General features: G+C 67.6%; 23 protein-coding genes. 18 read left to right on the top strand and 5 right to left on the bottom strand.

What is annotated here, in order from left to right; genetic code table 11:
• Positions 1 to 38 precede the first annotated feature (38 nt).
• The 15 genes from AC5P9P_RS02950 to rnt all read left to right on the top strand — a co-directional run bounded on the left by AC5P9P_RS02950 (position 39) and on the right by rnt (position 13,407).
• Positions 39 to 821 carry an enoyl-CoA hydratase/isomerase family protein gene (locus AC5P9P_RS02950; RefSeq protein ID WP_033834755.1) on the top strand — a complete coding sequence of 261 codons (783 nt, stop codon included), beginning with the start codon at positions 39 to 41 and terminating at the stop codon, positions 819 to 821.
• A gap of 4 nt (positions 822 to 825) precedes the next feature.
• The gene (locus AC5P9P_RS02945; protein ID WP_111108354.1) at positions 826 to 1,179 is read left to right on the top strand and encodes a hypothetical protein; all 354 of its coding nucleotides are present in this window, start codon (positions 826 to 828) and stop codon (positions 1,177 to 1,179) included.
• Positions 1,179 to 1,868, top strand: a complete 690-nt coding sequence (gene nth, locus AC5P9P_RS02940; RefSeq protein ID WP_111108353.1) for an endonuclease III — start codon at positions 1,179 to 1,181, stop codon at positions 1,866 to 1,868. The genes AC5P9P_RS02945 and nth overlap by 1 nt, the downstream gene beginning before the upstream one ends.
• Positions 1,869 to 2,064: 196 nt before the next feature.
• Positions 2,065 to 3,276, top strand: coding sequence for an OprO/OprP family phosphate-selective porin (locus AC5P9P_RS02935; protein WP_005408793.1), 1,212 nt, complete (start codon positions 2,065 to 2,067; stop codon positions 3,274 to 3,276).
• Positions 3,277 to 3,498: 222 nt separating this feature from the next.
• Complete coding sequence (gene pstS / locus AC5P9P_RS02930) at positions 3,499 to 4,515, top strand: phosphate ABC transporter substrate-binding protein PstS (RefSeq protein WP_005408792.1); 1,017 nt, start codon at positions 3,499 to 3,501, stop codon at positions 4,513 to 4,515.
• A gap of 685 nt (positions 4,516 to 5,200) precedes the next feature.
• Positions 5,201 to 6,289, top strand: coding sequence for a phosphate ABC transporter substrate-binding protein PstS (gene pstS, locus AC5P9P_RS02925; RefSeq protein WP_005408791.1), 1,089 nt, complete (start codon positions 5,201 to 5,203; stop codon positions 6,287 to 6,289).
• Between the two features lie 81 nt (positions 6,290 to 6,370).
• Positions 6,371 to 7,339 carry a phosphate ABC transporter permease subunit PstC gene (gene pstC, locus AC5P9P_RS02920; protein ID WP_005412771.1) on the top strand — a complete coding sequence of 323 codons (969 nt, stop codon included), beginning with the start codon at positions 6,371 to 6,373 and terminating at the stop codon, positions 7,337 to 7,339.
• A complete protein-coding gene (pstA, locus tag AC5P9P_RS02915) occupies positions 7,339 to 8,202 on the top strand; it encodes a phosphate ABC transporter permease PstA (protein WP_005408789.1) in 864 nt (287 codons plus the stop codon). The genes pstC and pstA overlap by 1 nt, the downstream gene beginning before the upstream one ends.
• Before the next feature lie 19 nt (positions 8,203 to 8,221).
• Entirely contained in the window at positions 8,222 to 9,052 is an 831-nt protein-coding gene (gene pstB, locus AC5P9P_RS02910) for a phosphate ABC transporter ATP-binding protein PstB (protein ID WP_005408788.1), read from the top strand.
• 64 nt (positions 9,053 to 9,116) lie between these two features.
• Positions 9,117 to 9,824 (top strand): phosphate signaling complex protein PhoU, encoded by a 708-nt coding sequence (gene phoU, locus AC5P9P_RS02905; protein WP_005408787.1) that lies wholly within the window; start codon positions 9,117 to 9,119, stop codon positions 9,822 to 9,824.
• Between the two features lie 258 nt (positions 9,825 to 10,082).
• Entirely contained in the window at positions 10,083 to 10,439 is a 357-nt protein-coding gene (locus AC5P9P_RS02900) for a hypothetical protein (protein WP_033834113.1), read from the top strand.
• Entirely contained in the window at positions 10,426 to 11,301 is an 876-nt protein-coding gene (locus tag AC5P9P_RS02895) for an HvfB family MNIO-type RiPP peptide maturase (RefSeq protein WP_111108352.1), read from the top strand. The genes AC5P9P_RS02900 and AC5P9P_RS02895 overlap by 14 nt, the downstream gene beginning before the upstream one ends.
• Positions 11,294 to 12,049 (top strand): HvfC family RiPP maturation protein, encoded by a 756-nt coding sequence (locus AC5P9P_RS02890; RefSeq protein WP_111108351.1) that lies wholly within the window; start codon positions 11,294 to 11,296, stop codon positions 12,047 to 12,049. The genes AC5P9P_RS02895 and AC5P9P_RS02890 overlap by 8 nt, the downstream gene beginning before the upstream one ends.
• A gap of 26 nt (positions 12,050 to 12,075) precedes the next feature.
• On the top strand, positions 12,076 to 12,597 hold the full coding sequence (locus tag AC5P9P_RS02885) for an HvfX family Cu-binding RiPP maturation protein (protein WP_164207890.1): 522 nt from the start codon (positions 12,076 to 12,078) through the stop codon (positions 12,595 to 12,597).
• A gap of 159 nt (positions 12,598 to 12,756) precedes the next feature.
• Positions 12,757 to 13,407: a ribonuclease T gene (rnt, locus tag AC5P9P_RS02880; protein ID WP_032965690.1), complete on the top strand. Its 651-nt coding sequence runs from the start codon at positions 12,757 to 12,759 to the stop codon at positions 13,405 to 13,407.
• A 416-nt stretch (positions 13,408 to 13,823) separates the two neighbouring features.
• Here the strand turns inward: rnt and AC5P9P_RS02875 are convergent, their stop codons facing one another.
• The 3 genes from AC5P9P_RS02875 to AC5P9P_RS02865 form a co-directional block, all read right to left on the bottom strand.
• Positions 13,824 to 16,856 carry a ligand-binding sensor domain-containing diguanylate cyclase gene (locus AC5P9P_RS02875; protein ID WP_049433551.1) on the bottom strand — a complete coding sequence of 1,011 codons (3,033 nt, stop codon included), beginning with the start codon at positions 16,854 to 16,856 and terminating at the stop codon, positions 13,824 to 13,826.
• 177 nt (positions 16,857 to 17,033) lie between these two features.
• Positions 17,034 to 18,443, bottom strand: a complete 1,410-nt coding sequence (locus AC5P9P_RS02870; protein ID WP_005408780.1) for an ATP-binding protein — start codon at positions 18,441 to 18,443, stop codon at positions 17,034 to 17,036.
• Positions 18,444 to 18,449: 6 nt separating this feature from the next.
• Positions 18,450 to 19,178 carry a response regulator gene (locus AC5P9P_RS02865; RefSeq protein WP_005408779.1) on the bottom strand — a complete coding sequence of 243 codons (729 nt, stop codon included), beginning with the start codon at positions 19,176 to 19,178 and terminating at the stop codon, positions 18,450 to 18,452.
• 204 nt (positions 19,179 to 19,382) lie between these two features.
• Here AC5P9P_RS02865 and AC5P9P_RS02860 point away from each other — a divergent pair, with 204 nt between their 5' ends.
• Genes AC5P9P_RS02860 through AC5P9P_RS02850 form a run of 3 tightly spaced genes read left to right on the top strand, consistent with a single transcriptional unit; the run spans position 19,383 to position 24,018 of the window.
• On the top strand, positions 19,383 to 20,627 hold the full coding sequence (locus tag AC5P9P_RS02860) for an efflux RND transporter periplasmic adaptor subunit (protein WP_005408778.1): 1,245 nt from the start codon (positions 19,383 to 19,385) through the stop codon (positions 20,625 to 20,627).
• Entirely contained in the window at positions 20,624 to 22,582 is a 1,959-nt protein-coding gene (locus AC5P9P_RS02855) for a MacB family efflux pump subunit (RefSeq protein ID WP_184013813.1), read from the top strand. The genes AC5P9P_RS02860 and AC5P9P_RS02855 overlap by 4 nt, the downstream gene beginning before the upstream one ends.
• On the top strand, positions 22,579 to 24,018 hold the full coding sequence (locus tag AC5P9P_RS02850) for an efflux transporter outer membrane subunit (RefSeq protein WP_033834108.1): 1,440 nt from the start codon (positions 22,579 to 22,581) through the stop codon (positions 24,016 to 24,018). Before AC5P9P_RS02855 ends, AC5P9P_RS02850 begins: the two co-directional genes overlap by 4 nt.
• Here AC5P9P_RS02850 and AC5P9P_RS02845 read toward each other — a convergent pair.
• Together AC5P9P_RS02845 and rlmB are read right to left on the bottom strand one after the other, a co-directional pair.
• Positions 23,990 to 24,367, bottom strand: a complete 378-nt coding sequence (locus tag AC5P9P_RS02845; RefSeq protein ID WP_495232594.1) for a hypothetical protein — start codon at positions 24,365 to 24,367, stop codon at positions 23,990 to 23,992. The genes AC5P9P_RS02850 and AC5P9P_RS02845 overlap by 29 nt on opposite strands.
• A gap of 30 nt (positions 24,368 to 24,397) precedes the next feature.
• Positions 24,398 to 25,141 (bottom strand): 23S rRNA (guanosine(2251)-2'-O)-methyltransferase RlmB, encoded by a 744-nt coding sequence (gene rlmB / locus AC5P9P_RS02840; RefSeq protein ID WP_005408775.1) that lies wholly within the window; start codon positions 25,139 to 25,141, stop codon positions 24,398 to 24,400.
• Positions 25,142 to 25,291 lie beyond the last annotated feature (150 nt).

The following is a 25,291-nucleotide window of genomic DNA, read 5'->3' as shown; positions in this document are numbered from 1 at the left end:
TCAATATCACTTTTTTTTAACGTTCCAGGAGTTTCCCCGTGGCCGATGCCCTGATCGCTGTCGCCGACGACGGCGCCATCCGCACCGTGACCGTCCAGCGCCCGGACAAGCTCAACGCTCTGAACGCCGCGACCCTGCAGGCCCTGGCCGAGGCCTTCAGCGCCGCCGCCGCAGACCCGGAGATCCGCGTGGTGGTGCTGACCGGTGCCGGCCCGAAGGCGTTCGTGGCTGGCGCTGACATCGCCGAGATGAACACACTCAGCGCGGTTCAGGGACGTGATTTCTCGCTGCTGGGCCAGGCCCTGATGCGCCAGATCGAGCGCATGCCCAAACCGGTCATCGCCCGCGTCAACGGTTTTGCCCTGGGCGGCGGCCTGGAACTGGCCATGGCCTGCCACCTGCGCATTGCCGCCGATACCGCCAAAGTCGGCCAACCGGAAATCAATCTCGGGCTGATTCCCGGCTTCGGCGGCAGCCAGCGCCTGCTGCGCCTGTGCGGCCGCGCCGCCACCCTGGAGCTATGCCTGCTGGGTGCACCGATCAATGCCGCACGTGCGCTGGAACTGGGGATCGTCAACGAGGTGGTACCGGCCGACGCGCTGGACAACCGCGTGCAGGACATCGCCCGGCAGCTGGCACGCTCGGCGCCGCTGGCCCTGCGCGGCCTGCTCGATGCGGTGCACGTGGGCGGCGAATGCAGCCTGGAAGCCGGGCTGGAATACGAAAGCGCACAGTTCGGCCTGCTGTTCGCCACCGAGGACATGCGCGAAGGAACCAGCGCCTTCCTGCAGCGCCGCCCGCCGGCCTTCCAGAACCGCTGACGCCATGGCATCCCGACCCAACCCCGCGCAGCTGTTTGCCCGGGTCCAGGCAGACGATCTCGACGGCGCCCTGCAGGCCGGGCTGATGGACTATGTCGCCCGCGCCGACGACGCGCAGTTGCTGCCCGGCCACCCGGAACTCTCGCAGCGGTTGCAGCAGGCCCAGCAGCAGCTTCAGGCCGCCTGGGCGGCACGCGAACGCTACCGCGCCCGTGCGGTGCGACTGGCCCGCCGCGAAGCCGAACGCGACGCGCGGCGCACGCCCGCCCCGGCGCCGGACGTGAAGCCCGCCCTGCCCGCCGCGGCCGCCGCCATCCTCGCCCGGGCCAAGGCCCGCGCCAGCGGCAAGGAGCAGTAATGGCGACCACGAAGAAAACCGCACGCGCCCCGGCGCGGCGTGGCGGCACGATGCCGCGCGCCGACGTGGTGGAAATGTTCACCCGCCTGCGCGAACTCAACCCGCACCCGAAGACCGAACTGGAGTACAGCTCGCCGTTCGAGCTGCTGGTGGCGGTGGCGCTGTCGGCGCAGGCCACCGACGTCGGCGTCAACAAGGCCACGCGCCGCCTGTTCCCGATGGCCAACACGCCGGCGAAGATCCTCGCGCTTGGCGAAGAAGGACTGAAGCAGTACATCGCCACCATCGGCCTGTTCAACGCCAAGGCGAAGAACGTGATCGCCACCTGCGCGATCCTGCTGGAAAAGCATGGTGGTGAAGTGCCGCGCGATCGCGATGCGCTGGAAGCACTGCCGGGCGTGGGCCGCAAGACCGCCAACGTGGTGCTCAACACCGCCTTCGGCGAGCCGGTGATGGCGGTGGACACGCATATCTTCCGCGTCTCCAACCGTACCGGCCTGGCCCCGGGAAAGAATGTGCGCGAAGTGGAAGACAAGCTGGTGAAGGTGATCCCCGCCGAATTCCTGCTCGACGCGCATCACTGGCTGATCCTGCACGGACGTTATGTGTGCAAGGCGCGCAAGCCGGATTGCCCGGGATGCGTGATCGCCGATCTGTGCCGGTTCAAGGACAAGACCCCGGCCGAGTGACGGCCGCATCCATGCAGGGCGTGGATCGACTGCAACCAAGGCGCAATCCGGGCGTCATACGCAAGCGGGTTCAATGGCAGGCCCTGCCGCGACGGGGCCTGCGGTGAATGTCTGCCGCGCGTGAACTGTCACATTTACGCAATCTTTACCTTCTAGCCTGCGCGCATCTTCCCACCTGCCTGCAAGGCTCCTCTCCATGAAACTGCATCACCAACTCCTGACGGTGGCCGTGGCTGCTGCGCTGTATGTGCCGGCTGCACACGCCGAAGTCGCCATCGACGTGATCGGCGGTTCGGAAATCACCTTCGAAGGCCTGGTCCAGGCCGATGGCAACTGGTTCCACAACGATGTGGTCGACCTCAACGGTGGCGACGCCGGCAACGGCAAGAACAGCGAATTCGAACTGCGTCGCGCCGAGCTGGTGCTGAAGGGCAAGGGCCCGGGCAACGTGGAGTGGGTGGTCGGCTATGACGCCAAGGCCGACAAGTTCCTCGACACCAACGTGAAGTACAAGCTGCTGGGCAACGCCAACCACTTCCTGCAGCTGGGCCAGTTCAAGCAGCCCAACAGCCTGGAAGAACTGTCCAGCACCAAGAACAACGATTTCATTTCCAAGGCAGCGGTCACCAACACCTATGCCATCGCCCGCCGCCTGGGCGGCGCGTACAGCTACGGCCAGGACAACTGGTCGGTGACTGCCAGCGCCTTCGGCCGCGAGCTGACCCGCAACCTGGCCCACGGCAGCGGCTACGGCGCGCGTGGCACCTGGGCCCCGATCAATGAAAAGGGCCAGGTCCTGCACTTCGGACTGAGCTACGTCAACTACGACACCGACGCCGACACCCTGCGCGTGCGTGCACGTCCGAATGCCGACCTCGCCACGGCCCGCCTGGTCGACAGCGGCAACCTGACCGACACCGACCGCGTCAGCACCATCGGCGCCGAAGCGATGTACTTCCAGGGCCCGTTCAAGGCCCAGGCCGAGTACTACACCAGCAAGGCCAAGCGCTACGACCACGACAACTACACCAGCGACGGCTATTACATCAGCGGCGTGTGGAACGTCACCGGCGAGACCTGGAGCTACAAGGGCGGGACCCCGGGCACCGGCCTGCCGAACAACCCGGCCGGCGGCCAGTGGCAGCTGGGCGTGCGCTACGACCACATGGACCTCAATGACGGCAACCTCGCCGCCAACCCGGTTGCCGGTCGCCCGCCGATCGTCGATGGCGTGCTGGGTGGCAAGATGGACATCTGGACCGTGGGCGCCAACTGGTACCTGCGTTCCAACTTCAAGCTGATGCTCAACTACGTGATGGTCGACAGCAAGAAGTACAGCTCCACGGCGCGCGGTTTCGTCAACGATGATCCCAACATCCTGGAAGCCCGCGCGCAGTTCTTCTGGTAAGTCCAGCCCCCTGCGTTGACCCGCGAAGGCACGGCCCCGGCCGTGCCTTCGTCGTTGCATCGGTAGCCGCGCTGCCCTGCCGGCGCAGCGGACGTGACATCGCTCATGACGCGTGTCACGCCCGCGTCATATGACAGACGCGGGGGTGTCACGCAACCGTTATGGAATGTGCACCGAAACGTCGGGCAACCGCCCTTCGACCACCACCCCAGGAGTCTCCCCGTGATCCACGCCTTCAAGTCGCGCGCCGCTGTCGCCATCCTGGCCGCATCGTCCGTGTTCGCCGCCAACGCCGCCGATATCACCGGCGCGGGCGCATCGTTCATCTACCCGGTCATGTCCAAGTGGTCGGCCGACTACAGCACCGCAACCGGCAACAAGGTCAACTACCAGTCCATCGGTTCCGGCGGCGGCATTGCCCAGATCAAGGCCAAGACCGTTGATTTCGGCTCCTCCGACGCGCCGCTGAAGCCGGAAGACCTGGCTGCCGCGGGCCTGGCGCAGTTCCCGTCGGTGATCGGCGGCGTGGTGCCGGTGGTCAACGTGGCCGGCATCGCGCCGGGCGCGCTGAAGCTGGACGGCGCGGTGCTGGCCAACATCTTCCTGGGCAAGATCAAGACCTGGAACGACCCGGCCATCGCCGCGCTGAACCCGGGCGTGACCCTGCCCAACGCCAAGGTCACCGTCGTGCATCGTTCGGACGGCTCGGGCACCACCTTCAACTTCGTCAATTACCTGTCCAAGGTCAGCCCGGAGTGGAAGAGCTCGGTCGGTGAAGGCACCTCGGTGCAGTGGCCGGCCGGCATCGGCGGCAAGGGCAACGAAGGTGTTGCCGCCTATGTGAAGCAGATCAAGGGCGGCATCGGCTATGTCGAACTGTCCTACGCGCTGCAGAACAAGCTCTCCTACACCGCGATGAAGAATGCCGCCGGCAAGTTCGTGCAGCCGAGCGACACCTCGTTCGCGGCCGCTGCCGCCAGCGCCGACTGGGCCAACGCCCGCGACTTCTACCTGGTGATGACCAACGCGCCGGGCGCCGAGTCCTGGCCGATCACCGCCACCAACTTCATCCTGGTGCAGAAGACGCCGAAGAATGCTGCCAATGGCAAGGCGACCCAGGAGTTCTTCCGCTGGGTCTACAAGAATGGCGACGCCCAGGCCCGCCAGCTGGACTACGTGCCGCTGCCGGACAGCCTGGTCCGCCAGATCGAGACCTACTGGTCGCAGAACCTGAAGTAAGCGCGTTCCCCCGCAGGAACGGGGGCGGCGGGTCCTCTCTCCCCCGCCGCTCCCACCCGGGCGCGAGATCCTCGAGATCTCGCGCTCTTCTTGTTTTTGGGGGATGGGTCGTGAAGAGCGCTGCGCTTCCAATCTACTGCCCGGAGTCGGCGCTGGGCCAGCCCGGGACACGCCGTAAACCCCGGTCCGCGGTCCGGCCCAGCCGCTGACGGCTGTGCGTTCGGGCGCTTGCGAGGCAGTGCCTCGCAGGCAAACCGCCCTCACCCTTGGGGGCTCGTCCACGGCATCCATGCCGTGGACGGTCCTGCACGCCCTGGCCCACCGCCTCTCGACTGTTCATCGGGGGCGCGGTGGGGTCATGGAAGGCAGGAGCAAAGGCAGGAGCGTTTGTAGAGACGAGCCCACGCTCGGCTGGGTGCTGGAGCGTGCGGACCAACGGTCCGCACCTACCGAGAACAGGGAGCAGTCGAGCATGGCTCAACTCTACAAGGGCCAACCGACCGTCATATCGGTGCGCAGATCGGGGGTTTCCGGGCACCTGCTGGATCGGCGCCAATCCTGTGAAACCCTTGTCAGAACGTGATCCAGGACACCCCTGTCATGGTCGTAATACGGCTGTAACAAAAACATCATTTCATAGCCGCATCCGCCGACCACGTCGGCTCTTCCCCGCTATGGAGTGACCATGAAACTGCACTCGGCCGGCCTCGCCGCCCTTTCCCTGGCCATCGCCCTGGGCCTGTCGGCCTGCGGTGGCGACAAGCAGGCCGCGCAGCAGCCGGCTGCCGACGGCGCCGCCGCCCCGGCCGCTGCCGGTGCCAAGGTGACCGCCGAAGTGTCCGGCGCGGGCGCGTCCTTCATCTTCCCGCTGGTCTCCAAGTGGTCGGCTGACTACAACACCAGCACCGGCGCCAAGATCAACTACCAGTCGATCGGCTCCGGCGGCGGTATTGCCCAGATCAAGGCCGGCACCGTCGACTTCGGTTCCTCCGACAAGCCGCTGAGCAGCGAAGAGCTGGCCCAGGCCGGCCTGGCGCAGTTCCCGTCCGCCATCGGCGGCGTAGTGCCGGTGGTCAACATCGAAGGCCTGGAAGCCGGCAAGCTGCGCCTGAGCGGCGCCCTGCTGGCCGACATCTTCCTGGGCAAGGTCAAGACCTGGAACGATCCGGCCATCGTCGCCGCCAACCCGGGCGTGAAGCTGCCGGACGGCAAGATCACCCTGGTCCACCGTTCGGACGGTTCGGGCACCACCTTCAACTTCTCCAACTACCTGTCCAAGGTCAGCCCGGAGTGGAAGAGCAAGGTCGGCGAAGGCACCTCGGTGCAGTGGCCGGACGGCGTCGGTGGCAAGGGCAATGAAGGCGTCGCTTCCTACGTGAAGCAGATCAAGGGCTCGATCGGCTACGTCGAACTGGCTTACGCGCTGCAGAACGGCATGCCGTACACCGCCATGCAGAACGCGGCCGGCAACTGGGTCGAGCCGAGCGCGGAAACCTTCGCCGCCGCGGCCGCCAGCGCCGACTGGGCCAGCGCCAAGGACTTCAACCTGGTCATCACCAACGCTCCGGGCGAGCAGGCGTGGCCGATCACCGCCACCAACTTCATGCTGATGCAGAAGAAGCCGAAGGACGCCAAGCGCAACCAGGACACCCTGGCCTTCTTCAAGTGGGCCTTCGAAAACGGCCAGGCGCAGGCCAACGAGCTGCACTACGTGCCGCTGCCGGCCGAACTGGTCAAGCAGATCGAGGCCTACTGGGCGACCGACCTGAAGTGATGGACACGACGGTGCCCGCCCACGCGGGCACCGTTTCTTCCACGCCGTGCCGCCCCGCCCCTTCCTGGCCCTGCCGTCCCCATGAATGCCATCGCCCAGCCTGTAGCCGCCCCGTCCACGCGTGATGCGCGTGATGCCCGCAACGACAAACTGTTCCGATGGGTGCTGGTCGGCACCGTCATCTTCGTCCTGATCGCCCTGGCCTGCGCCGCGCTGTCGATGCTGTGGGGCGGCCGCCATGCCCTGCAGATGCAGGGCCTGAGCTTCTTCTTCTCCGCCGACTGGAATCCGGTCGAAAACAAGTTCGGTGCGCTCGCCCCGATCTACGGCACCCTGGTCACCGCCGTCATCGCGATGGTCATCGCCGTGCCGGTCAGCTTCGGTATCGCGTTCTTCCTCACCGAAGTCGCGCCGCGCTGGCTGCGTGGCCCGGTCGGTACCGCCATCGAACTGCTGGCCGGCATTCCCTCGATCATCTACGGCATGTGGGGCCTGTTCGTGCTGGTGCCGGTGATGACCGAGTACGTCACCCCGTTCCTCAACGAGACCCTGGGCGAATGGCCGATCATCGGCCCGATGTTCCAGGGCCCGCCGCTGGGCATCGGCATGCTCACCGCCGGTTTCGTGCTGGCCATCATGGTCATTCCGTTCATCTCCTCGGTGATGCGCGAAGTGTTCCTGACCGTGCCCACCCGCCTGAAGGAGTCGGCGTACGCGCTGGGCTCCACCAAGTGGGAAGTGAGCTGGGACATCGTCCTGCCCTACACCCGCTCGGCAGTGATCGGCGGCATCTTCCTCGGCCTCGGCCGCGCCCTGGGCGAGACGATGGCGGTGGCCTTCGTGATCGGCAACAGCGTGCGCCTGTCGCCGTCGCTGCTGGAGCCGGGCACCACCATCGCCGCGCTGATCGCCAACGATTTCGGCGAAGCCACTGAAACCTACCGCTCGGCCCTGCTGCTGCTCGGCTTCGTCCTCTTCATCGTCACCTTCGTGGTGCTGGCCATCGCCCGCCTGATGCTGATGCGCCTGTCCCGCAAGGAGGGCAACTGATGTCCACCACCGCTGATTCGTTGTACCTGCGCCGCCGCATCGGCAACGTCGTTGCGATCACAGCCTCCTGCGCCACCGCGCTGTTCGGCCTGTTCTTCCTGGGCTGGATCCTGTTCACCCTGGCCTCGAAAGGCCTGGCCGGCATCAACTGGGACCTGTTCACCAAGATGACGCCGCCGCCGATGCAGGACGGTGGCCTCGCCAACGCCTTCTTCGGCAGTGCCGTGATGTGTGCGCTGGCGATCGGCATCGGCACGCCGCTGGGCGTGCTGGCCGGTACCTGGCTGGCCGAGTACGGCAACGCCCGCAAGGCCGGCACCGTGGTCCGCTTCGTCAATGACATCCTGCTGTCGGCACCGTCGATCGTGCTGGGCCTGTTCGTCTACACCCTGTACGTGATGCAGACCGGCGGCAACTTCTCGGCGTTCGCCGGTGCCCTGTCGCTGGCCTTCATCGTGCTGCCGGTGGTGGTGCGCACCACCGACGAGATGCTGCGGCTGGTGCCCTCGCAGATGCGCGAAGCGGCCCTGTCGCTGGGCATCCCGCAGTGGAAGGTGATCGTGCAGGTGCTGTACCGCAGCGCGTCGGCCGGCATCATCACCGGCATCCTGCTGGCGCTGGCCCGCATCTCCGGCGAGACCGCGCCGCTGCTGTTCACCGCTTTCGGCAACCAGTACTGGAACAACAACATCTTCCAGCCGATGGCCTCGGTGCCGGTGGTGATGAACCAGTTCGCCGGCAGCCCGTATGAATCCTGGCAGGTGCTGGCCTGGGCCGGTGCCCTGGTGCTGACTGTCTTCGTGTTGCTGGTCAGCCTTGCCGCCCGCGGCATCCTGCTGCGCAACCGTATCTCCCATGACTGACCTTTCCGTGGACAACGCCATGAACGACCTTTCCAACGCCGTGCCGATGCAGCGCATCGCCGTGCCGTCCTCGCACGAGAGCCTGCACACGCCGTCGCCGGTGAAGCTGGCTGCACGTGGACTGGACTTCTACTACGACAAGTTCCACGCCCTGAAGGGCATCAACCTGGAGATTCCGGAAAAGCGCGTGACCGCGCTGATCGGTCCCTCCGGTTGCGGCAAGTCGACCCTGCTGCGCATCTTCAACCGCATCTACGCGCTGTACCCGAAGCTGGAAGCGCGCGGTGAAGTGCTGCTGGACGGCGAAAACATCCTGTCGCCGAAGTACCCGATGAACCGCCTGCGCAGCAAGGTCGGCATGGTGTTCCAGAAGCCGGTGCCGTTCCCGATGACCATCTTCGAGAACGTGGCCTACGGCATCCGCCACCACGAGAAACTGAGCAAGGCCGACATGGCCGACCGCGTCGAGCAGGCACTGCGCCAGGGCGCACTGTGGGACGAAGTGAAGGACAAGCTGGGGCAGAGCGCGCTGGGCCTGTCCGGTGGCCAGCAGCAGCGCCTGTGCATCGCCCGTGCCGTGGCGCTGCGCCCGTCGGTGCTGCTGCTGGACGAGCCGACCTCGGCGCTGGATCCGATCTCGACCAGCCGCATCGAGCAGCTGGTGGAAGAGCTCAAGCACGAGTACACCATCGTCATCGTCACCCACAACATGCAGCAGGCCGCGCGCGTTTCCGACTACACCGCCTTCATGTACCTGGGCGACCTGATCGAGCACGACCGCACCGAAGTGATCTTCTCGCAGCCGTCGCAGCGGCAGACCGAGGACTACATCACCGGTCGCTTCGGCTGATCGACGCTGATCCTTCGCCACATGTCCAGCCAGGCACGGCCTGGCTCTACCCGGATTGCAGACCATGAACCTTCCCAACGACCACATCGTCAAGAGCTACGACGAAGAGCAGCAGCGCCTGGTGGCCGAAATCGTGCGCATGGGCGAGATGGCCGTCGCCCAGCTCGAAGCGTCGATGGACGTGATCGAGAAGCGCGACGAGAACGCCGCCCATCGCATCATCGCCAACGACGAAGCCATTGATGCGCTGGAGCAGCAGATCAGCCATGACGTGATGCGCCTGGCCCTGCGCGGCCCGATGGCGCGCGACCTGCGCGAGATCCTCGCTGGCCTGCGCATCCCGGCCGACATCGAACGCATCGGCGACTATGCAGCGAACGTCGCCAAGCGTTCGATCGCGCTGGGCAAGGTGCCGCCGCTGCCGCAGATCCAGGGCCTGCGTGCGCTGGGCCGCCTGGCCGCGCAGCAGGTCCGTCGTGCCATTGCCGCCTACCGCGACAACGACGCCGACGCCGCACTGGAACTGCGCGAGGACGACGCCCGCCTGGACGCGCAGTACACCGCGCTGTTCCGCGAGCTGCTGACCTACATGATGGAAGACCCGCGCAACATCACTCCGTGCACGCACCTGCTGTTCATGGCCAAGAACCTGGAGCGCGTGGGCGACCACGCCACCAACATCGCCGAGAACGTGTGGTTCCTGGTGCACGGGGAGCAGCCGCTGCCGCCGCGCGAGAAGCGCGACGAGACCTCCAGCACCGGCCAGCCCTGACGCTGCACTGCAACACCGGAGTCGACTCCAAGGTGGCCGCTGTCCTGGTGACAGCGGCCTTCTTTTTTGGGGTGTTCCACCCGCGTTGTGGGCGCCGGGCTTGCCCGGTGCGAACCTTCCGGATGCTTCTGTAACAAACCTCACGAAAATTTGAGTTCTTGGCGAGGATTCGTTGAGTAGGATCGCTGCACCATCGTTTCCACCGGCATCCCTGCCGGCCATCCGGGCACCCGCCCACACCACCCAGGAGCACGACCGATGAGCAGTTCCAACAAGACCCTGTCCCTGCTGACTGCTACCGCCCTGGCCGCCGGCCTGGGCATGACCGCCAGTGCCTCGGCCCTGAGCATGAGCGACCTCGCCCAGGGCTACCTGGTTGCCGGACAGGCAGCCAAGGCCAGTACCGACGCCAAGGCCGCCGACACCAAGATGGCCGCTGACGCGACCAAGCATGCCGAAGGCAAGTGTGGCACCGACGGCAAGACCGCCGAAGGCAAGTGCGGCGCCGACAAGGGCAAGGCTGCCGGCGCTGCGGCAGGCGCCAAGGCCACGTCCGGCGACAAGAAGGCGGCCGAAGGCAAGTGTGGCGAAGGCAAGTGCGGTGGCAAGCACTGACGTCCGCGCCAGCGTCGTCAGCCCGCGGTTGCCGCTTCGTGCGGCGGCCGCCGGGTTGGGGCTGCGCCGGGCGCTGTTGCAGGAGCTGCGTGATGCACCGGCGGGCGACTTCGATTTCCTCGAATGCGCGCCGGAGAACTGGATCCATGTCGGTGGTCCTGCCGGGGATGCACTGGCCGAGCTGGCACAGCGCCATCCGTTGAGCTGCCACGGCCTGTCGTTGTCGCTGGGCGGCAGCGCGCCACTGGATACGCAGCTGCTGGAACAGGTCGGCCAGTTCCTGGAAAAGCACCGCGTGCCGCTGTACAGCGAGCACCTGAGCTACTGCAGCGACGACGGCCACCTGTACGACCTGCTGCCGATTCCATTTACCGACGAAGCGGTGCGCCATACCGCCGCACGCATCGCCCGTGTGCAGGACCTGCTGGGTCGCCGCATCGCAGTGGAGAACGTGTCCTACTACCTTGCGCCGGAGCCGGCGATGGACGAGCTGGCCTTCACCAACGCCGTGCTCGCCGAGGCCGACTGCGACCTGCTGCTGGACGTCAACAACGTCTACGTCAACGCCTGCAACCACGGCTACGACGCCGACACCTTCATTGCCGGGCTGCCCGCAGAACGCATCGTCTGCCTGCACGTGGCCGGGCACCTGGACGAGGCACCGGACCTGAAGATCGATACCCATGGCAGTGCGGTGATCGATCCCGTCTGGGACCTGCTGGCGCGTACCTACGCGCGCATCGGCCCGCGCCCCACCCTGCTTGAGCGCGATTTCAACTTCCCGCCCTACGCCGAACTGCAGGGCGAGCTGCAGACCATCCGCCGCCTGCAGGCGACGCACGCCGGGAGCGCACATGGCTGATGCTCCCGACACCCTGCGCGCGCAGCAGCACGCATTCACTGCCCATCTGCGTGATCCACAGGGCGTGCCGCCACCGGCCGGGCTGGAATCACACCGGGTCGCGGTATACCAACGACTGCTGTTCAACAACCTGCTCGGCCTGTTGAGCAACGGCTTCCCGGTCTGCGTGCGCCTGCTCGGCGAGCCGGCCTGGAGCGGACTGGTGCGCCATTACTTCGCGACCCATCGCTGCCAGACACCGCTGTTCACCGAACTGGCCGCCGAATTCGTGCAGTGGCTGCAGGCGCAGCCACAGCTGCCGCATCCGGCGTTGGCCGAACTGACCCACTACGAGTGGGTGGAAACCGCGCTGTACCAGCTGGATGCCGAACCGCTGCCGGCGCAGGACGACACCGACCCGCTGCGGGTGCCGCTGCAGCGCTCGCCGTTGGCATGGCCGCTGCTGTACCAGTGGCCGGTGCACCGGCTCGGTGCCGAGGACGCACCGACCGAGCCGCCGGCCGAGCCGACTGGCCTTCTGGTGCGCCGCGATGCCGACGGCGAGGTGCGATTCGCCGCGCTCAGCCCTCTGGCGGTGTTCCTGCTGTCCAGCATCGGCGAACAGCCCGGCCTTGATGGACAGGCCTACCTGCAGCGTCTGGCCGCTGCGCACGGCTTGGCCGAGGATGCGCTGGCCGAACCCGGTGCCGCGCTGCTGCGGCAGTTCCTGCAGGCCGGCGTGATCGGCCCGCTCACAGCCCCTCCCTGACACACCTCATTCGCGGAGACCCCCTGATGAACCTTCCGACCCTGGCCACCGCGCGTGGCCAGCTGGACCGTCTCGCCCCCTGGTTGGCCCCGCTCAGCCTGCGCCTGCTGCTGGCCTGGGAGTACTTCGAATCCGGCCGCGAGAAACTGCACGGCCAGAACTGGTTCGCCGACCTGCACGATGCCTTTCCGTTCCCGTTCGATCAGCTGCCGAGCACGCTGAACTGGCAGCTGGCGACCTGGTTCGAACTGGTCGGCGCGGCCTGCCTGCTGTTGGGTTTCGGTACGCGTTTCGCCGCCGCCAGCCTGCTGGTATTGACCGTGGTGGCCACCTACGCCGTGCACTGGCCGATGCAATGGGACTCGCTGGGCGACCTCGCGATGGGCTATGCGATCACTGATCAGGGCTTCGGCAACTTCAAGCTGCCGGTGCTGTTCATGGCGATGCTGCTGCCGTTGATTTTCAGCGGCGCCGGCAGGCTGAGCGTGGATGCGTGGTTGGCACGGTGGTCTCCCTCGGCCACGCCTGCGCGGCCAGCAGTCCGGTAGGTGCCAACCTGGGTCGGCGCGCACCGTGCCACCCCAGGTTGGCACCTACCGGAATCCTGGGCGCGCGGTGCACCGGTAGGTGTCGACCTTGGTCGACACACGCCCACCATGCACAGAAGGCTGGCCGGACGCTCAAGGCCGCTCTGATAGAATTCACGCATGAATGACCCCACTCCCGCACCTGCCGCCGCCTCCGATTCCGCAATCCCCCAGGCGCAGCGCGCGATGTCACAACGCTTCCGCGGCTTCCTGCCGGTGGTGGTGGACGTGGAAACCGGCGGCTTCGACAGCCAGCGCAACGCCCTGCTGGAAATCGCCGCGGTGCCCATCGAGATGGACGAGAACGGCCTGCTCTACCCCGGCCAGACCGCCAGTGCCCATGTGGTGCCGGCCGAGGGCCTGGAGATCGACCCGAAGTCGCTGGAAGTGACCGGCATCATCCTCGACCACCCGTTCCGGCTGGCCAAGGAAGAGAAGGCCGCACTGGACCACATCTTCACCCCGGTACGCGCGGCGATGAAGAAGTACGGCTGCCAGCGCGCGATCCTGGTCGGCCACAACGCCCATTTCGACCTGGGCTTCGTCAACGCCGCCGTGGCCCGGACCGGCCACAAGCGCAATCCGTTCCATCCGTTCAGCGTGTTCGACACCGTCACCCTGGCCGGCATCGCCTACGGGCAGACGGTGCTGGCGCGTGCAGCCACGGCCGCCGGGTTGGGCTGGGATGCGAACGAAGCACACAGCGCGGTGTATGACACCGAACAGACCGCACGATTGTTCTGCACCATCGCCAATGCCTGGCCGCGGTGAAGCGGCCAACGGCGGAGCCCCTCGTGGCGTGAAGCGAATCATAAGGTGGGCCGGACGGGTGGACTGCGCAGGGGACGCTGCACGTACGTCCATGTAAGCTTGGTCGCCGCTTGCTCGTGTGCGCTGTCCTGCGCACACGGCAAGACCGGGGTTGGGCATCCGGCCCAACCCGCCCGAGGCATGCCTCAGGCCCATGCGGCTCACGCCCCTGCGCAGCCCACCCGTCCGGCCACGGACACGTTGCTGAGCGCCACGGAAAGATCAGAAGAAGCGGGAGCAGCAGCGGGTCGCTGCGCTCGTTGGGGGCCTGCCGATCACCTCTGTAGTGAGTCACTTCTCTGGTGGGTGCCGACCGTTGGTCGGCACTGCCGGGTAGTACGACAACACCAGTAGATCCACGCCATGCGTGGATGCGATCAACCAATACTCGTACGATCGCGGCCGTCGCTCTTGGCGCGGTACAGCGCGCGGTCGGCGCGCTGGTACAGCAGCGCCGGGGTGCGGTCATCGGCATCCAGTTCCACCAGGCCTGCGCTGAAGGTCACGCGCAGGCCCGCTACTCCGGCCCAGTCGGGGTGGTCATGGAACAGGCCACGCAGGCGCGCGCACAGCTGCGCGGCTTCTTCCAGGCGGGTGTCGTTGAGCAGCAGCGCGAACTCCTCGCCACCGGTGCGCGCGGGCAGGTCCGAGTCGCGGCAGGCCGCGGCGATCAGTCGGGCCACCTGCACCAGCACAGCATCGCCGATGCTGTGGCTGTGCCGGTCGTTGACGTCCTTGAAGTGGTCGATGTCCAGCACCACCAGGCACAGCGGGTGGCCGCTGCGCTGTGAGCGGGCGAAGTCGCGCGCCAGCGTTTCGTCGAAGGCACGGCGATTGGCCAGCCCGGTCAGCGCATCCTCGCGCGCCTGCCGCTCGAAGGCCTCGGCCTGCCGTGCAAGGCGCTCGGCCAGTTCGGTCTTTTCCTGGTTCAGCGCCTGCAGGTGCACGGTCTTGGCCTGCAGGTCGAAGGTTGCCTCGTCCACGCGCCGTGCCAGGCGCAGGTTGCTGGCCTTCAGCTGCTGCAGCAGCAGGCGGTACAGCACAACCAGCCCGGCCAGCAGCAGCAGCCCGCCCAGCATCTGCACGCTGCGGCGCTGCCACCAGAACGGCTCCACCGTGAAGCTCCACACGGCTTCCTGCTGGCCCCAGGCCCCGCCTGGATGCGCCGCCGACACGTGCAGGGTGTAGTCACCCGGAGGCAGGCCGACGAACTCGACGCTGCGCTGCGGGCCGCGCTCGACCCAGCCGGTGTCCAGGCCATCCAGCCGCGTGCGATAGCGGATCCGGTCCGACATCAGGTAACTCAGGCCCACATAGCTCACCGCCAGACGTCGGCCGCCGGGAATGTAGTTGCGATCCGGGCCCTCCCAATGCACGGGTGCGCCATCCACCTGCACGCTCTCGATCGCTGCCGGCGGTGATGGGCGCTCGCGGAAGCGCTGCAGGCGTTGCGGGTCGACGGTGCTCAGGCCTCCGGCGGTGACCACCCAGAAGGTGCCGTCCTGGCGCAGGATGGCCGATGGCCCGGAGCTGCCGTTGGCCTGCGCGTTGGCCATGCCGTCGATCTCGTTGTAGCGCTCCACCACTACGCGCGGTGCACGACCATCGGCCACGGCATTGAGGGTCGCCATGTCGGTGCGCAGCACGCCGCGGTTGCTGCTGATCCACACGTTGCCAAGACGATCCGGCACCAGCTGGAACACCGCATCCACCGGCATGCCCTGCTCCAGGCCGACGCGCGCCAGCTTTCCGTCGAGCCAACGGTACAGGCCGCGGTCGCTGCTGATCCACATCGCGTCGCCCAGCTGGTGGAAACCGAACACACTGCGGCCCCCGCCCATCGGTGCCAGGTCGATCGACTGCACGTGGTCGCCACGCAGCACGCGGATGCCCTCGATGGTGCCGATCCACAGGTTGCCCTGGTGGTCATGCTCAAGTGCGGTGATGAGGCCACCGGGCATGCCCGGGGCAGTCGACACCTGCACCCGGTCGCCGTCGATGCGTACCACGCCCTTCTGCGTACCCGCCCAGACCCTGCCCTGCGGATCGACACTGATCGCGCGGATGTTGCCACCCGGCATGCCGTCGGCTGCCGCATAGTTGTGGCGGAGACTGCCATCGCGGTCCAGCCGGTAAACGCCGTCGCCGAACGTACCCACCCACAGGTCGCCGTCCGGGCCCTGCGCCAGACTCAATACCGATGGCGCCTTGCCGCCGCGGTTGTGCAGGGGAACCGCGCGGAAGCGGCCATCGGGTGTCTGCAGGTCGAGACCACTGGCACTACCGACCCACAACTGGCGGTCGCGGTCCTCCAGCACCGTGCGCACATAGTCGCCACTGAGGCCATCGCGCTCGGTGTAGCTGCTGAACAGTGTTTCGCGCAGGCGGTACAGGCCACCGTTGGCCCCCACCCAGATGCTGCCTTCGGCATCCTCGCGCAGGCTGACCACGCGCCCGCCCGGCAGGTTCAGGCCGGCCGGCAATCGTTCCAGGCCATGCGCCGAGATCCGCAGCAGACCCTGGTTCTCGGTTCCCAGCCACAGGTCGCCGTGCCGGTCCTGCAGCATCGAGGTCATGTGCAGCTGTCCCGGCAGCCGGTGCACCAGCACCAGCTGATCGTCCTCCACGCGGTACAGGCGCTCGCCAGCGACGATCCACAGCGCGCCATCAGGAGCCCGGTACGGCCAGGACAGGCCGGTGCCGGCACCCAGGCCCCACGCCGCGGGCGCGCGCTTGAGCACGCCGTCGTTGTCGCGCAGCACCAGCCCGTCAAGCGTGCCAACCCAGACCCGGTCCTGCGCATCGACCACCAGCTTGGTGAAGCTCATCGCCATCGGCAGGTCGGCCGCCGGGGCCTGGTAGACGATGCCCTTGTCCGGGGTGAGATAGCCGATGCCCTTGCCTTCGTACAGCAGCCACAGGCGCCCCTGGCTGTCCATCTGCATGGACTGGATCAGCACCTGCGGGGTGCCGGCCTGATGCTCCCAGACCCGCCACTGGCCGTCGTTGCCACGATGGCTGACGTTACCGCGCGAATCACTGATCCACAGCCCTCCCTGCCGATCGACCAGCAGTGCGCCGATGCCGTTGTCGCGCAGCCCCGGGCGGGTGCTGCGGTCGAACACGGTGAAATCCAGGCCGTTGTAGCGGACCAGGCCTTCCCAGGTGGCAAACCACAGGTGCCCCTCGGGGGTCTGCGCGATATCGCGCAGGGAGTTGTGCGGCAGGCCATTGCGCGAGGTCCACACGTCGATGGCGTAGTCGCGCAGCGGCGGCGCGCCCTCCTGCGCGGCCAGCGGCAGCGGCAGCGCCAGCACCAGCAACAGCCACAGCAGACCGCGCTGCAGTGCCTGCCTGGCCTTCGAAACGCGGCGCTCCACCCAGCACCCGTTGTCCCCTGACCTGCCCATCAGCTCGGCGGCAGTGGCCGGTAGCAGCTGCAGGGCATGGCAGCAAGCGGGAACGACCGGGCAACGCGGAACGGCGTGCCGTCAGGAACGGGCTGACTCATCGGGGAGAAACTGGGGAGATGCGCAGATGATAGGCCAAACCCTGGCCCCGGCGTCATCGCGTGCGTCCGGCGGGACTCAGCCGGGCCGGCCAGGCGGCACCACCTGCGCACTGGCCGGCCACTGCACCACCGCCTCCAGACCGCCCTCGGCACGGTTGCGCAGCCACAGCCGCGCGCCATCCTTCTCGGCCAGGGCGCGCGCGATGGTCAGGCCCAGCCCGGCGCCGCCGGTTTCCCGCGAACGCGAGGTTTCCACCCGCACGAACGGGTCGAACACGGCCTCCAGCTGGTCTTCCGCCAGGCCCGGGCCGTCGTCGGACACCATCGCCGTGATCGTGCCGCCGCTGCGCTCCACCCGCACGCGCACGCGGTGGGCATACATCACGGCGTTATCCACCAGGTTGGAGAACAGCCGGTGCATGGCCAGCGGGCGCAACATCAGCACCGCACCGGTGCCGCCCTCGAAGACCACGTCGGCACCGCCCTCGGCGGCGTCTTCCACGATGCTTTCCAGCAGCGAATCCAGATCCAGCGCGGCGCGCTGCTCGGCGCTCTCGGCACTGCGGGCCAGCTCCAGGCCTTCGCGCACCAGTGCCTGCATCGCCGCCAGATCGCCGATCAGGCGCTCGCGCAGCACCTCGTCGCTGACGTTCTCCAGGCGCAGGCGCAGGCGGGTCAACGGGGTCTGCAGGTCATGGGTGATCGCCGCCAGCATCTGCGTGCGTTCGGCCAGGTGCCGCTGCAGGCGGTGCTGCATGGCATTGAAGGCCTCGGCGGCGCGCTGCACCTCGCGCGGCCCGCGCAACGGCAGTGGATCGCGCTGCAGATCGTCGCCGAGATCCTCCGCGGCTGCCGCCAGCTCCTGCAGCGGCGCACTGGCCATGCGCGCGACGATGTAGGCCAGCACCGCGATGGCCAGCACCAGCAGGGTCAGGAACCACGGGTCCACGGCCAGAATGCCGTTGTGGGCCACCGCCGGCGAATCCAGCGCCAGCTTCAACAGCGTACCGTCGTTGAGCGTCACATCGACCGCGCGGCACTTGGGCGGAATGAAGGCCGGATCGCGCTCACGCGGATGCCGCCGGTGCCCCGGCGGCGGTGGCGGCAGCAGATCCTGCAGCTTGGGAATGCAGGAACGGAACGAGGTGAAGTGCACATGCGCGCGCGACACCGGGCCGGGCCGGTCATCCAGGACTTCCATCAGTGCGGTATCCGCCCGCCCCAGGCGCGCGCCGGGCTGCAGCGCACGCACGCTGGGCCCACCGATCTCAAGCAGTCGCTCGCGCAGTTCTGGATTGCCATCGAGCAGGTTGACGTAGCCCTGCAGCCGGTCGGCGATGCGGTTCAGGTTCTGCCGCTCGAACTCCTGCTGGCGTTTGGAGGTGGCCAGCATGGTCGCGCCGATCGCAGCCACGCTCATGCCCAACAGCAGGATCACGAACAACCGCCCGACCATCGAGGACAGGAAATGGCGCAGGCGCTTCATGACGGCTTATTCCAGGTTCACCGAGGAGGCCAGCACGTAGCCTTCGTTGCGCACGGTCTTGATCAGGCCATCCGGCCCACCGTCATCGCCCAGCTTGTTGCGCAGGCGGCTGACCTGCAGGTCGATCGCGCGATCCTGCGCCTCGTAGTTGCGGCCGCTGCTGAGCGCGACCAGCTGTTCGCGCGACAGCACCTTGTTGGCATGGGCGATGAACACGCGCAGCAGGCGGAACTCGGCACCGGACAGCACCACCACGCGATCATCCGGATCGACCAGGTGGCGATGCTCCAGATCGAACACCCAGCGCGAGAAACGCGCACGGCGCACCGCCAGCGGCTCCAGGTTGGCCGGCAGCGCCTCGGTCCGGCGCAGCACGTTGCGGATGCGCGCCAGCAGCTCGCGCGGTTCGAACGGCTTGGCCAGGTAGTCGTCGGCGCCCATTTCCAGGCCGAGCACGCGGTCGATCGGCTCGGCGCGCGCGGTCAGCATGATCACCGGGGTGTTCGAGCGCGCACGCAGGTCGCGGCACAGGGTCAGGCCATCCTCGCGCGGCAGGTTGAGGTCGAGCACGATCAGGTCCACGTGCTCGCGGTCCAGCAGCTGGCGCATGGCGGTGCCATCGGCGGCGGTGCTCACCTGGTAACCGGCACGGCCGAGCTGCTCGGCCAGCAGGGTGCGGATGTCGTTGTCGTCGTCGACGATCAGCAGTCGATGCATCGTGTTTTCAGTCTCCATGTCGCGATCATCCCGTGTCGGCAGCTGAACCGCATCCGGGGCAATGCGTACCAGTGTATCCAGCCATGAGCGGGATACCTGTGGTTACGCGTATTCACCGACAGTGTTACATAGAGACATACCCCGAGGATTGAGCCGCCTGTCGCCCGGTCTTCACAATGCCCACCAACGCCGCCGCCGCGGCCCCGAGAGTGAAGCCACGACGTGACGTTCCGCCTGTTGCCCGCGACCCGCCGTGGTCGCCTGATACTGATCGCCCTGCTCGCCCTCATCGTGGCCGTCGCCGCCTGGTGGCTGCTGCGCAAACCCGCCGCCCCGGCGGTGGCGACCACGCCGGTCAGCCGCGGCGACATCGAGCAGACCGTGGAAGCCACCGGTGTGATCGACGCCTACAAGCTGGTCAGCGTGGGTGCCCAGGCCTCGGGCCAGATCAAGTCGCTGAAGGTGCAGCTGGGCGACACCGTGAAGGAAGGCGACCTGATCGCCGAGATCGACGCCACCACCCAGCAGAACCAGGTGCTCAACGCGCAGGCTTCGCTGGACCAGGTCACCGCCCAGCGTGCCGTGCAGCAGGCCACCCTGCGCCAGGCCGAACTGGAGTTCGCGCGCCAGCAGCAGATGCTGGCGGCCGAGGCCACCTCGCGCCAGGAATACGATGCCGCCGAAGCACAGCTGAAAACTGCCCGCGCCCAGCTGCAGTCCTACGAGGCGCAGATCAAGGGCCGCCAGACCGAGCTGGGCACCGCCCGCGCCAACCTGGCCTACACCCGCATCACCGCGCCGATGGATGGCACCGTGGTGGCGGTGGTGGCCGAGGAAGGCCGCACCGTGAACGCCAACCAGACCGCGCCCACCATCGTGATGCTGGCGCGGCTGGACGTGGTCACGGTCAACGCCGAGATCTCCGAGGCCGACGTGGTCAAGATCAAGGCCGGCATGCCGGTGTACTTCACCACCCTGGGTGACCCCGACCGCAAGTACCACGCCACCCTGCGCCAGATCAATCCGGCGCCGGCCTCGATCGCCAACGAGAACTCGTCCAGCTCCAGCAGTTCGTCCAGCTCCAGTTCCAGCAGCGCGGTCTACTACAACGCGCTGTTCGACGTGGAAAACCCGGACGGCACCCTGCGCATCGACATGACCGCGCAGGTCTCGGTACTGCTCAAGCAGGCCAAGGACGTGCTGATGGTGCCGGCGGTGGCGCTGGGACCGAAGCGCCGCGGCGACGAGCGCATGGTGCGGGTGCTGGACGACAAGGGCCAGCCGCAACCGCGCAAGGTCACCGTGGGCATCAACAACGGCGCCTCGGCCGAAATCCTGTCCGGGCTGAAGGAAGGCGAACGCGTGGTGGTGGGCGAAGCCGGTGCGGCCGGTGCCAGCGCCGGCGGCGGCAACCGCGGCGGCATGCAGATGCGGGTCGGCGGCCCGGGCATGGGTCCGCGCCGATGAGCACGAAGGCGCCGCTGCTGCGCCTGCGCGACCTGCGACGCGAATTCCCGGCGGGCGATGATGTGATCGCCGTGCTGCGCGACGTCAACCTGGATATCCACGCCGGCGAGATGGTGGCGATCGTCGGCCAGTCCGGCTCGGGCAAGTCGACGCTGATGAACATCCTCGGCTGCCTCGATCGCCCTACCCGCGGCAGCTACCAGGTGGCCGGCCGCGAAACCGGCAGGATGGCGCCGGATGAACTGGCCGAACTGCGCCGCGAACATTTCGGCTTCATCTTCCAGCGCTACCACCTGCTGGGCGACCTGGATGCGCGCGGCAACGTGGAGGTACCGGCGGTGTATGCCGGCAGCCCCGGCCCGGTGCGCAACGCGCGTGCCGAGCAGCTGCTGCAGCGGCTGGGCCTGGGCGACCGCATGCACCACAAGCCGGGCCAGCTGTCCGGTGGCCAGCAGCAGCGCGTGTCGATCGCACGTGCGCTGATGAACGGCGGCGAGGTGATCCTGGCCGACGAACCGACCGGCGCGCTCGACACGAAATCCGGCGAGGAAGTGATGGCGATCCTCGGCGAGCTGCACGCCGAAGGCCACACCATCATCATCGTCACCCACGACATGAGCGTGGCCGAACACGCGCAGCGCATCATCGAAATCCGCGATGGCGAGATCATCGCCGACCGCACCAATCCGAACGCACCGACCTACCGCGCGCAGCGCGAGGCCAGCACCGGCGTGGCCCGCGGCAACAGCTGGCGGGCGGTCCGTGACCGCTTCACCGAAGCGTTCCGCATGGCCCTGCTGGCGATGAACGCACATCGGCTGCGCACCTTCCTGACCATGCTCGGCATCATCATCGGCATCGCCTCGGTGGTCTCGGTGGTGGCGCTGGGCAATGGCTCGCAGCAGCAGATCCTGCAGAACATCAGCGCGCTCGGCACCAACACCATCGACGTCTATCCCGGCCGTGGTTTCGGCGACATGCGCTCGGCGCGGGTACAGACGCTCAAGGCCAGCGATGCCGATGCACTGGCAAAGCAGAGCTACGTGGACAGCGCCACCCCCAGCGTGTCGACCTCGGTCACCGCGCGTTACCGCAACCAGTCCTCCACCGCCCAGGTCAGTGGCGTCGGCGAGCAGTTCTTCCGGGTCAAGGGCGTGACCCTGCTCAGCGGCAGCTTCTTCGATACCGACGCGGTGAAGGGCCTCGGCCAGGTGGCGGTGATCGACGAGAACACCCAGACCCAGTTCTTCCCCGATGTCGATCCGGTCGGCCAGGTGATCCTGCTCGGCAACGTACCGGCACGCGTGGTCGGCGTGGCCAAGCGCCAGAGCTTCGGCTTTGGTGGCAGCACCAGCCTCAGCGTGTGGGTGCCCTACACCACGGTGATGTCGCGCATGCTCGGCCAGAGCCACGTTTCCAGCATCACCGTGCGCGTGGACGACGACACGCCGATGGATGCGGCGCAGGAAGCGATCACCCGCCTGCTGACCCTGCGCCACGGCACCGAGGACTTCTTCCTCAGCAACAGCGCCGAGATCCGCCAGACCATCGAGCAGACCACGCGCACGATGACCCTGCTGATCGGCGCCATCGCCGCCATCGCGCTGCTGGTCGGCGGCATCGGCGTGATGAACATCATGCTGGTCTCGGTGACCGAGCGCACCCGCGAAATCGGCGTGCGCATGGCGGTGGGGGCACGGCAGAGTGACATCCGCCAGCAGTTCCTGATCGAAGCGGTGCTGGTGTGCCTGCTCGGTGGTCTGCTCGGCATCGGCCTGGCCCTGCTGCTGGGCTCGATGATCGGCCGCTTCGCCAGTGACTTCCAGGTGCTGTTCTCCACCGCCTCGATCGTTGCCGCGTTCGCCTGCTCGACCCTGATCGGCGTGGCATTCGGCTTCCTGCCCGCGCGCAACGCCGCGCAGCTGGACCCGGTGGAGGCCCTGGCCCGCGAATGAAGATGATGACCCGACTGCCCTTCCCTGCTCCCTCGCGCCTGCTGCTGGTGGGCGCTGTTCTGCTTGCCCTCTCAGGCTGTGCCTCGGTGGGCCGCTACCCGGTGCAGGCCCCCGACGTGGCGGCCAGCTACGGCCGTGGCGATGCCACCCTCAACGCACCGGCCGACGACCCGCGCAGCAGCCTGGATACACCGGGCCGCGACATCCGCCAGGACAGCTGGTGGACGGGCTTCGGCGATGAACGACTGAACCGCCTGGTGGCGCAGGCGCTGGCCGCCAACAGCGATCTGGCCGCCGCTGGCCTGGCCGTGCAGCGTTCGCGCCTGCAGGCCGGACTGGCCAGCAACGCGCTGTGGCCGCAGCCGTCGTCGTCCGGCGTCAGCGGCAATGCCAGCCGCGCCACCGACCAGGCCGACGACTGGCGACGCAGCTATTCCACCGGCGTCTCGCTCGGCTGGGAGGTCGATCTGTGGGGCCGTCTGCGCACCCAGCGCGACATCGCCCGCTGGGAAGCCGAGGCCAGCGAGGAAGACCGGCAGAACACCGCGCTGCTGGTGATCGGCGACACCATCACCCAGTACTGGAACCTGGCCTATCTCAACCAGTCCATCGCCACCGGCCAGGCCAACCTGGAGCGGCTGGAGCGCACCCGCGACCTGGTGCAGGCCCGCTTCGATGCTGGTGCGGTATCGCGCCTGGAAGTGCGCCAGGCGCTGCAGAACCTGCAGTCGCAGCGTTCCTCGCAGAGCGCGCTGGAACAGCAGCGGGTGGAGGTGCGCAATGCACTGACCGTGCTGCTGGACGGCACGCCCTGGCCGCAGCAGGACGAACCGCAGGACCTGCTGGGCGCACGCAGCCCCGGGATCAACGAAGGCCTGCCGGCCGAGCTGCTCGGCCGCCGTCCCGACCTGCGCGCGGCCGAACTTCGCCTGCGCAACAGCCTGAAGACCATCAAGGTGACCGCTACCCAGTACTACCCGGCGCTGAGCCTGACCGGCAGCCTCGGCTCCAGTGCAACGTCGCTGGGTGACGTGCTGCGCAACCCGGTGGCCACGCTGGGCGCCGGCCTGTCGCTGCCGTTCCTCAACCTGCAGCGCGCACAGCTGGATACCGACATCGCCGGCACCAGCTATCAGATCGCCGCGACCAATTTCCGCAAGACGCTGTACACCGCGCTGTCGGAAGTGGACAACGCGCTGTCGGCACGCGAGCAGCTGGCGCGCCAGGTGGCGGCCTCGCAGGCGTCGTACGACGAAGCAGTGGAAGTGGAGCGCGCGCAGGAAGTGCGCTACCGCGTAGGTGCCACCGACCTGCGCACCTGGCTGGAAGCGCAGCAGACCCGGCGTGATGCCGAGCTGTCGCTGGCGCGCGTACGCCAGGGCCAGCTGAACAACGACGTCACCCTGTTCAAGGCACTGGGCGGCAGCGCGGGGTGAGGCGGCAAGGGCGCCAACCCGGGTTGGCGACTACCCGCTGGGTGTCGACCTTGGTCGACACGGCAACGACCCGGTAGGTGTCGACCTTGGTCGACACGGCAACGACCCGGTAGGTGTCGACCTTGGTCGACACGGCAACGGCCCGGTAGGTGTCGACCTTGGTCGACACGGCAACGGCCCGGTAGGTGTCGACCTTGGTCGACACGGCAACGATCCGGTAGGTGTCGACCTTGGTCGACACGGCAACGATCCGGTAGGTGTCGACCTTGGTCGACACGGCAACGACCCGGTAGATGTCGACCTTGGTCGACACGGCAACGACCCGGTAGATGTCGACCTTGGTCGACACGGCACATGGAAAAGGGATCCGACCTCGAAATCAACCGCGCTGGCGCACGGCCTCGAACAGGCTGACGCCGGCGGCGACGGAAACGTTCAGGCTCTCGATCTCGCCCGGCATCGGGATCTTGACCAGGCCATCGCAGTTCTCGCGGGTCAGGCGGCGCAGGCCATCGGCCTCGCCACCCAGCACCAGGGCAATGTTGCCCTTCAGGTCCAGCTGGTAGAGCGAAGCGGTGGCTTCGCCGGCCAGGCCGTAGATCCACACGCCCTGCTTCTGCAGGTCCTTCAGGCAGCGCGACAGGTTGGTCACCGCCACCACCGGGATCAGATCGGCGGCACCGGCCGAGGTCTTGCGCACGGTCGCGTTCACCGTGGCCGACTTGTCCTTGGGGATGATCACGGCAGTGGCGCCTGCGGCAGCCGCCGAGCGCAGGCAAGCGCCAAGGTTGTGCGGGTCCTGCACTTCGTCCAGCACCAGCAGCAGGGCCTTGCCCTCGGCTGCGGTGACCAGGCCCTCCAGCTCGTTCTCGCTGTAAGTGCGGGCGGCGGCATAGCGAGCGGCCACGCCCTGGTGGCGTACCGAACCGCCGACACCGTCCAGCGCCTGGCTGTTCACCTTGCGCACGTCGATGCCCTTGCGGCGGGCGTTTTCCTCGATCTCGGTCAGGCGCGGGTTCTTCGCACCGGCCTCGACCAGCACTTCGCGGACGTTCTCGGCGTCGTTCTCGATGGAGGAGGCGACGGCGTTGACGCCGACGATCCACTGGCTGTTCTTGCTCATGCGGGCGGGGACCGGAAAGGGGGTGGCTATGGTAGAGCATCGGCGGGCCGGGCGCTGCGGCGGGGCCCCTGTTGAGCCGAGCCTGCGCTCGCTGCCGGGCTGAGGCCGCGGCGACCTGCCAGCCGAGCCTGGGCTCGGCGCTACAGGGGC

Source organism: Stenotrophomonas sp. YJH_SMC_14-1 (assembly GCF_059372275.1).
Note: the sequence above shows the minus strand (reverse complement) of the source record. Positions and strands in the feature narration are given on the sequence as shown.